This is a genomic window from Loktanella atrilutea (genome assembly GCF_900128995.1).
In the GTDB taxonomy this organism is placed as follows: domain Bacteria; phylum Pseudomonadota; class Alphaproteobacteria; order Rhodobacterales; family Rhodobacteraceae; genus Loktanella; species Loktanella atrilutea.
Window position 1 is genome coordinate 1 of record NZ_FQUE01000029.1, and the last position, 8,223, is coordinate 8,223.

8 protein-coding genes and 2 pseudogenes are annotated in these 8,223 nt (G+C 57.2%); 4 read left to right on the forward strand and 6 right to left on the reverse strand.

Translation table 11 applies throughout. The features are described from left to right. The coding region (locus BUA54_RS20050) for a sugar nucleotidyltransferase (protein WP_072859013.1) at positions 1–636 on the forward strand (636 nt) is incomplete at its 5' end. A 66-nt stretch (positions 637–702) separates the two neighbouring features. Here BUA54_RS20050 and BUA54_RS21345 read toward each other — a convergent pair. Beyond that, positions 703–867, reverse strand: coding sequence for a hypothetical protein (locus BUA54_RS21345; protein WP_178352814.1), 165 nt, complete (start codon positions 865–867; stop codon positions 703–705). A 271-nt stretch (positions 868–1,138) separates the two neighbouring features. Between BUA54_RS21345 and BUA54_RS20055 the strand changes: the two are divergent. Then, positions 1,139–1,462 (forward strand): annotated as a pseudogene (locus BUA54_RS20055) (IS66 family transposase); the annotation flags it as partial. A 132-nt stretch (positions 1,463–1,594) separates the two neighbouring features. On the opposite strand, the gene BUA54_RS20060 reads toward BUA54_RS20055, so the two are convergent. From BUA54_RS20060 to BUA54_RS20070, 3 genes are all read right to left on the reverse strand, one after another. Beyond that, on the reverse strand, positions 1,595–2,665 hold the full coding sequence (locus BUA54_RS20060) for a replication initiator protein A (protein WP_072859014.1): 1,071 nt from the start codon (positions 2,663–2,665) through the stop codon (positions 1,595–1,597). Between the two features lie 316 nt (positions 2,666–2,981). Continuing rightward, the gene (locus BUA54_RS20065; protein ID WP_072859015.1) at positions 2,982–3,494 is read right to left on the reverse strand and encodes a P-loop NTPase family protein; all 513 of its coding nucleotides are present in this window, start codon (positions 3,492–3,494) and stop codon (positions 2,982–2,984) included. 201 nt (positions 3,495–3,695) lie between these two features. Next, positions 3,696–4,634 (reverse strand): replication initiator protein A, encoded by a 939-nt coding sequence (locus BUA54_RS20070; RefSeq protein WP_425434996.1) that lies wholly within the window; start codon positions 4,632–4,634, stop codon positions 3,696–3,698. Between BUA54_RS20070 and BUA54_RS21950 the strand changes: the two genes are divergently transcribed. Further along, entirely contained in the window at positions 4,587–4,748 is a 162-nt protein-coding gene (locus BUA54_RS21950; RefSeq protein WP_425434997.1) for a hypothetical protein, read from the forward strand. The genes BUA54_RS20070 and BUA54_RS21950 overlap by 48 nt on opposite strands. A 329-nt stretch (positions 4,749–5,077) precedes the next feature. Here BUA54_RS21950 and BUA54_RS20075 read toward each other — a convergent pair. Then, positions 5,078–5,845: pseudogene (locus tag BUA54_RS20075) on the reverse strand (IS3 family transposase); the annotation flags it as partial. Between the two features lie 205 nt (positions 5,846–6,050). Between BUA54_RS20075 and BUA54_RS20080 the strand changes: the two are divergent. Further along, positions 6,051–6,431: a hypothetical protein gene (locus BUA54_RS20080; RefSeq protein WP_072859017.1), complete on the forward strand. Its 381-nt coding sequence runs from the start codon at positions 6,051–6,053 to the stop codon at positions 6,429–6,431. Between the two features lie 176 nt (positions 6,432–6,607). On the opposite strand, the gene BUA54_RS20085 is transcribed toward BUA54_RS20080, so the two are convergent. Beyond that, positions 6,608–7,870, reverse strand: a complete 1,263-nt coding sequence (locus BUA54_RS20085) for a hypothetical protein (protein ID WP_072859018.1) — start codon at positions 7,868–7,870, stop codon at positions 6,608–6,610. Between the last annotated feature and the right edge of the window lie 353 nt (positions 7,871–8,223).

Sequence of the window (8,223 nt, forward strand, 5' to 3'; positions counted from 1 at the left end):
ACCTGGCTGGTGCAGCCGAGCCCCGACGGTCTGGCGCAGGCCTATCTGGTGGGCGAGGACTTTCTCGATGGGGCTGCCTCGGCGATGGTGTTGGGCGACAACATCTTCTTCGGCCATGGCCTGCCCGAGATGTTGGCCAGCGCCGATGCGAAACCCGCCGGCGGCACCGTCTTTGGCTACCGCGTGTCGGACCCCGAACGCTACGGCGTAGTGGGCATGGATAGCGATGGCACCGTCACACAGATCGTCGAAAAGCCCTCCAACCCGCCGTCCAACTATGCAGTCACCGGGCTCTACTTTCTGGATGGCACCGCCCCGGACCGTGCCCGCCGCATCACGCCGTCGCATCGTGGCGAGCTGGAGATCACCTCGCTGCTGGAGACCTATCTGGTCGACGGCAGCCTGACGGTGGAACGCATGGGGCGGGGCTATGCCTGGCTCGACACCGGCACCCACGGTAGCCTGCTGGACGCTGGCAACTTTGTGCGCACGTTGCAATCACGTCAGGGCATGCAGACCGGCTGCCCCGAGGAAATCGCCTATCAGCAGGGCTGGATCGACGCTGCGGCGCTGAGCGCCCTGGCCGACCGCTATGCCAAGACCGATTATGGCAGCTACCTGCGCGGGCTGCTTTAAACGCAGAACGGCCCCGGCGTGAACCGGGCCGTCGAAAGGTCTGAACGGACCGCGATCCGGGTCCGGTCAGGCGGTCTTGCAGCGCCGCAGCGCAGTGGCCCCCGCGAGCGCACCCAACAGCAACAGACCCGCCGCCCGCAGCGGCACCGGAGAGACAGGCGCTACTACGCTAAAGGCGACACTCTTGATCTTGAAGTCATCGTGGATCCGGTCGGCTCCGATCCCGAACACCGATTCGCGCAGAGCGGACGAAAGCGTGAAGGTCTGCTGGAACGCCCCCCAGTGATGGTCTGAGTCGTCTGCACCAGAAACAGGTCCGACAGCAGAGTGAAGTTGTCTCCATCGTTCACGTAGTTGAACGTGACGCTGACCAGATTGACGACAAATGGCCCGAAGTTCAGAAACGCCATCTCGGGACGGGAGAAGATGAACAGGTTCTGACCGTCGATCAGGTGCGAATCCGCCGACAGATCCAGCGGATGCAGGCCAAGCGTCTTGTCGCAAGTCGAAGCTGGCAGAAGCGCTGCGCTACGCCATAACGCGTCGTGAGATCTTTGAGCGCTTCTTGATCGACGGCCGCGTCGAGCTGGATTCGAACATCGTCGAACGGGCCATCAGACTCCAGACCATCACACGCAAGAACAGGCTCTTCGCCGGATCGGACGGTGGTGGCCGGACATTGGCCACGATCGCGACGCTTTTGCAGGTCTGCAAAATGAACGACGTTGACCCTGGCGCCTAGCCGACGCTGACCTTGGAGCGCATCGCCAATCAGTGGCCAAGTGCTGAACTCGATGCACTCATGCCGTGGAACTACAACGCCTGAACGGCCACGCCTTCCCGCTTGCCTTATAGGTAGGTGATATCGGTTTGCTCATGCGGGCCAGCTACCACACTGGATTCACGACATGAATCCCTCTTGGATTTATGCAACACAGCCGTTCCTGATACCCCGAACCTACGGTCGCCCCTTATTGGCGAACCGCTTCTTGCAGAACCCTAAAAATGCCGCGTCAGCGCTTTTCGGAACTTCACTAGCCCAAATACGCCACTCCTGCTCCAAAACCCGAACGTCCCAATCAGGCGCTACCGCCCGCGCCTTGTCGTAGGTATCGGACTTCAGGAGACCAATCTCAGGCCGATCTTTCCCAGTGACGGACACCACCGTTCCCCGGCTCTGGAACACCACCACATCGCGCTCCTCATCGAACATGACGAGGTAATCAGGCAGGTGGTTGTGAGTCGCAATTTCTTTGAGTGTATGCCGGAAGCGCTTCAACTCCGTCCGAGCACCTGTTCGCTTCAAGAGCTTGTTTAGCCCAATCTCGAAAGAAGTCTGCGATCCACACATCTTTCGTGCGATTTCATAGACACGTCGCTCGATGGGCTTCCTCAATCGAAAATAATCGCGATGAAGCGTTAGGACAGACTTGCGGCGGATACTATTGAAAATCCACTCGCTGATTTCGATTTCCGCCCACATTATGCGGCCGTCTTCAACATTGTTCTTTCGCTGAATGTGTGCCTTTTCAATGAGGTGGAACCACCCCAGCCGCTCTTCGTCGCCAAGAGGCAGGTCAGCATCAGATCCTGCGGTGGTGATGTTCGTTTTAATGACCGTGCCCATAAGGCGGTCGATGGCCTCACAAAACGCACCGTAGTCTTTGCCACCCGTGCCGCGGTTCACGAAGATCAGGAGATCGCGCGGGTTGAACCGGAGGCGCCGCTCGACTTGTTCGCCACGATTAAGCTTATGCATGATTTGCGACACGACGTAGATAAGGATGTCTTTGTCGTAGATCGTAGCCTGCCCCTTAACGCTGGGGACAACTTCCAACCATTTCCCTTCGTGCTCATAGCGACGGATCGCCATATCGGGCTTCTTGCTCAGCGCGTAGAATGGGTGCTCCATACTTGGCATGAGATCCTTGAGCACGGCATCTGCGACATCACAGATGAAGAAGTCCGCTTGCGGATGACGATCAGGGAGGAGCTGATCCAGCAGATTCGGGGTATCAAGAACTGACATGGGGCGACATTCGGGGTATCAGGAACTGTGGTCAAGCTTTGAATTCGGGGGATTAGGAACCCATCGCACTTTCTTGCTGCATATCAAGTCTTTTTCACCCGTCCAGTAAAACGCGGACATTAGGAACCAGTATTCGGGGTATCAGGAACTTCAATTCGGGGTATCAGGAACCGCAGACCTGAAACTTGTTTTTAGTATCAAGGTTCTACGTGGTATCTTCTGAGGCGTAACACTGAATCAAACACATACAAACACCACTGCGTTCAAATGCCGCCACGAACAGGCCTAGCCCTTGGCTACTTCCCTTTGTATAGATTCATGAGAATACCAAGCATATCAGCGTAAGTGCGACGATCATCTTTGCAGATCTGTTTGAAGCGGCCCAAGACGTCGAGCGGTGCCTTGATGCTGATATGCCCATCCATAACGGGTTCCCGGCTTGGCCAACGCGTTGCGGTGTCCTCTGGCCTCTCGGCGGCCGGTTCAGGGTCCAACTGGCGCAGGCCGCCGCCAGCATTGTGCAGAGATGAGAATGCCGTGCGTCGGTCTCCATCTCGATTTCAGCCAAAGTTTTGATCACTGCATCCGCGTCTTGCTGTTCTTCGCCGAACGGAATGACAACCAAATCGAATTCGGCAATCGCAAAGGATGTCAGGCGGCTCGCAGAACCCTCCAAGTCTATCAACAAGAACGTCGTCTTGCTCTGCGCGTCAGAAATCTCATCCTGAATAAAGCGTTCGCCTTGGCTGATGATTACACGCAGAGATTTAGGCAGTGTGAGCAGCATCGACCAACGCGTCAGACGTTTGGCTGGGTCGGCATCGATCATGATGACCTGAGTGCCTTCGGCCAGTTCCGTGACCAGTACAATTGCCGATGTTGTCTTACCAGCCCAATAAACATGCCATCACGCATCTGGGCACTCCCCCATTCTTGAGGCTCGGCACCAGCAAATCCGGCGCATACCTCGAACGGAGAATGCAGCGGGAGAGGCCACCGGCCCAGTCAGTTTACACCGCGATCATGGGGCCTAGGGTCGACCTCGCTTCTCGAACCAGCTGGAGCAGAACTTGACGAAGTGTCGCTCCGGGTTTTTGGGCAGAATCTCTTCCGCGGCACACCATCGGCGCCATTCCTCCTCGATGTACCGGACATCCCACCCGGGAGCGGCCACGCGGGCGTCCTCGTAGACCGAACCGCCCAACGGCGCGTCCATTGTCTCCTCGACAGGGCTGGGAACTGAACCGCGGCCTCGGAAAATCACAAAATCGCCATCCATCTGGATTGCGTAATCCGGCATATGACCGTGCGTTACATCTTCATCCACAATCTTCTGAATTAATCGGCGGAACTCGCGTTCATTCGATGTTGAACCGCACTTCATCTTCAACTTCTCCAAGCCAATCTTCCACTCTGCCTTGGCCCCACAGTGTTTTCTGGCAATTTCGTAAAGTCGTCTCTCTAAAGGCTTTCGAAGCCGAAAATAATCTCGACTTAAGGTAAGAACTTCCTTGGCGCTGATAGCGTTGAATACCCAGTCTGAAAGTTCAATCTCGAGTTCCTGCATCCTGCCATCGCGTGTCTCACGAACGATCTTGAACCGCTTGATGATCCCGAAGCCGTCCATCTCCTCGATATTTCCCGTCGTAACGTTCGTCGTAATGATCGTACCGACAAGCCGTTCAAGCGCACTACGAAGACGTACATAGCTCTCGCCGCCAACGGGTCTGTTCGTAGCCTGCAAAAGGTCCGCAGCAGAGAAACGAAGAACCTTTGATACGCCACGGCCATCATTAAGCGCTCCAATAAGCTGGCTGATGCAGTAAATTAGTACGTCACGATCATGAACTGTCGCCAACCCCTTAACGGATGGCGTAATCTCTACAAAATTCGAACCATTTTCGTAACGACGGATCTGTCGATCAGGCTTCGTCGAAATAGAAAAAATAGGATGTTCCATCGATGCCATATCGCCTTTGGGCGCCGCATCGAAAATATCGCAAACAAAAAAATCCCGCTGAACGTGACGGTCAGGCAGAAGCGGGGACCTAAAAGGGGAAGACGTCATAGCTTGCCTCCGTAGTTTCACACACGCACGATGCCTACCGTAGTTTCACACACAGAACAAGCCAGTCCGTAGTTTCACACACAGCAACACAGAATCGTAGTTTCACACACAGCGAATCGTGGGGCTACACACGCCGAATCGTAGTTCTGCACACAGAGAGATTATAATTAGTGTTGAGTATCATATACTTGCCGTACAAAATGTAAGCGTAACCCATACTATAACTCTAATTTAACACTCAATAAAATCGAGCCTTAAAGCTGTTTAGCCTTATAGAAACTCGTGGAGCATGATCGATATGGCCTGCTGCCGGTTTCGTGAACACCGGGTTGGGTTTCCATAGCTCGGTCCTCGAACGCCCTAGGTCTCAGGTATCCCAACTTCGAGTGGCGTCTTCTCGGATTGTAGAAGCGCTCGATGTAGTCGAACACGTCGGCGCGGGCGGCGTTGCGGGTGCGGTAGACCTTGCGGGCTGTCCGTTCGGTCTTCAGCAATGAGAAGAAGCTTTCCATCGCCGAGTTGTCCCAGACGTTTCCGGCCCGGCTCATCGAGCAGGTGATGCCGTTGTCGAGCAGCAGGCGTTGGAACTGGTCACTGGTATATTGCGATCCCTGGTCAGAATGGTGGAGCAGAGCGTCGGCCTTGCCGCGCCGCCAGACCGCCATTATCAGGGCATCCATGACCAGTGAGGCGTCCCGGTCCGCCTTCATGGACCAGCCGACGACGCGCCGGGAGAAGAGGTCGAACACGACCGAGACGTAGAGCCAGCCCTCGGCGGTCCAGATGTAGGTGAAGTCGGCCAGCCACTTCTGGTTCGGACGGTCGGCATTGAAGTCCCGGTCGAGAACGTTGTCGGCGATGACCGACCGTTCACCGTTGTCCTTCGGCTTCCCGCGTCGCTTCGGTCGCGTCCTCATTGCATTCTGACGCATCAGGCGTTCAACCCGGTGCAGCCCGCAGGCAAGCCCGTCCTCGAGCACGTCGCGCCAGACACGGCGGGCACCATAGGTCCGATCGCTCGCCTTGAAGCTCTTGTCGATCTCCACGACGAGCTTCGCGTCGTAGCTCCCCCGGGCGCTGATCGGTCGCCTGAGCCAGGCGTGGAAGCCCGCGTCATGGTTCTTGCGTTTTGGCATTCTCTGATCTCCTCGTTCTTAGAGATCAGCTGACGTCAGATCGTAGCTTGCGTTACTGTCCGATTTTTAGAGGGTAGCTCAATATGGTCCGCATTTTTTTTTAAGACCGGGAAAATTTAAACTTCAGTAAACCTTTATCCTTTAGAACGGTCTGCATGAACGTCATCAAGAGGAGCCTCATATGACAAAGGCAGACATCCAGATCGAACTTTCCAGCAACGCAGAGTTTGCGATTTCTCGCAACAAGCTTTGCCCCATGCAACCCCAGCGTATTGCGCAGATCGTCGACCGTTATGGCATGATCCTCCGCACGCACTGGAATGAAGAGCTGGAGGTGATCGCAAGGAACCCTTGGGTTTCGTATTGTATTTATGAATGGTGTGATGGCGGTCCTTTGCCATCTTTTTCGCTCAGCGGGCTTCTTGGGCACGTGGCGTTTGAATTGGAAGAAGCCGGGGAGGGTCCAGATATCGATGAGCTGAACCAGCTGATCGAAGTGACGTCCAAATTGTCTCCTTTTGACCAGTTGGCCATCATGGAGTTTGTGGAGCACAACCATTGAAGCGATCTAGGGCAGTCACGGTTCTGACGGCCAGCGGTCGCGGTCATCAGCTTCTGGCCTTTCCACCAACAGGCTAGCGGCTGACCATCGGCTTGGCCCGGATCATTTTTCCTTTGATCGGGTCAATGCCGTGACGTGGGGCGGGCGATGCTGCGTCTTGTTGACCCTGACATCATTTATCGCTGCCGTTGTTTGAACTGTCTGCGTTCGGTTGTGATGTCGATGACGATCTGTTGGAGTTCGACATCAGAGGGGATTGGGCGTGGATGCCGTGAGAGAGTTTGGGGCGGCCAGGCTCTGGCGGGTGAGGATGCTGTGACGCGCCGTGGGGGGGTATCACGGCCTGTGAGGGCCATGACTTCGGCCGGGGAGAGGATTGTGCTCATGTTGGCGATAAACTGGTGGCGGCAGCTGTAGAGGGCGTAAGGCACGGTCCGGCGCGGGAAGAGGGTTCGGTTCAGCAATGTGAGACATCTGGCGACCCTGGCGTGGTGGTCATCGAAGGTGCCGTGCAGGTTCCAATGGCGCCCGCGCGCGCTCATGCGGTGGACGGCCACGATCGCATCGTCGGAGAGGGTGCTGATGTCGATCGTGCGCATGACGCCGTTGCCGCTCATGTTGGTGGTTTTCGGGTTCATGACGAAGAGGAGGAGCGTCTGTATGCCGGTTACCGGATCCAGAGCGACCTCGACGGCGGTGGCACGCCATTCGAGGGGGCGCAGGCCGACGCCGATGCCGGCGGTCAGCCAGTCACTCAGGATCCCAGAGGTGTCGGAGCGCGTGGTCTGGTAGGAGATCGTTCGCTGGATCAGGGTAAAGTCGTCGCGGTCGAAATACCTGACCCTGCGCGGCGATGTGCGGCCCGGTTTGCCCCGCGTGTCTGTGCCAGCGCGGTTTTCGTGACGCGCACGGTCGGTGTCGAGGAGGTTCAGAGCGGCCATGACGCCGTCCTGGGGCAGGCTGCAAATCACGTGAGCGGCGACGCGTCGGTAGAACCGCCAAGTGGCGGCGCTGAGGTCGGGTTTCAAAGACAGGAGCCAGATCACGAAGGCATGCGGGTCGAGCGTGCTGAAGACGCCGTCACCGTCGCAGGGGACATCCGTGCGGATGTCGCACTCACGCCGGTACCGGTTTACCAGGATGGCGCAGCGGTGCAGGTATCGTTGCGCCGTTGCCGGGGTGATCTCGCTGCCGGATGCAGAAGGGTGGCCGCCGGTGCGATCGCCAGCCTGCGGCGTGAGGTGCGACGTCCGTTCGCGGGCCTGGACGATGTCAGCACGGGCGGTACGTGAGGGCAGGAGGGGATATCCCGCGTAGGGGCTGGCGGACCGCGGGACCGGGAAGGGCGGGGCCACCTGGACGGGTTCTGCCCGCGGGACGCTGTCTGGTCCCAGCCCCTGCAGGTCCATGTCCCGGGCATTGGTGATGTCTCTGCTCATGTGCGATCTCCTCTCCTGCGGTTCATCCTGACCGGCGATGAGGGTGACATGGGAATGACGTCTGAAGGATGAGTTAAAGGGGGCGACGGATTGCCACGCGTTCAGGACATGACCTTTGAAGCTGACCCCTGCCTGCGATCAGGCACCCCCAATGCAACCAGGACCGGGACCGGCCCGAAATGATGTCGTTCAGCCGCAACCAAAATCACCAGGGCAGTGATTTTCTATGCCATGACGACAGGGACCGAATTCCTGACGCGTTTACTATCCCCATTACTTCCCCTTTAAGCCACACGACCTCGTCATTGGCGCTCCGACAGGTTGCGGGGTGCAATTGCGCGTGCGGTAAATCA

What these genes read in the sequence shown, in the direction of transcription:
- BUA54_RS20080 (WP_072859017.1), top strand. Translation starts at nt 6,051, where the DNA reads ATGACAAAGGCAGACATCCAGATCGAACTTTCCAGCAACGCAGAGTTT.
- BUA54_RS20060 (WP_072859014.1), bottom strand. Translation starts at nt 2,665, where the DNA reads ATGTCAGTTCTTGATACCCCGAATCTGCTGGATCAGCTCCTCCCTGAT.
- BUA54_RS20085 (WP_072859018.1), bottom strand. Translation starts at nt 7,870, where the DNA reads ATGAGCAGAGACATCACCAATGCCCGGGACATGGACCTGCAGGGGCTG.
- BUA54_RS20065 (WP_072859015.1), bottom strand. Translation starts at nt 3,494, where the DNA reads ATGATCGATGCCGACCCAGCCAAACGTCTGACGCGTTGGTCGATGCTG.
- BUA54_RS20070 (WP_425434996.1), bottom strand. Translation starts at nt 4,634, where the DNA reads ATGGCATCGATGGAACATCCTATTTTTTCTATTTCGACGAAGCCTGAT.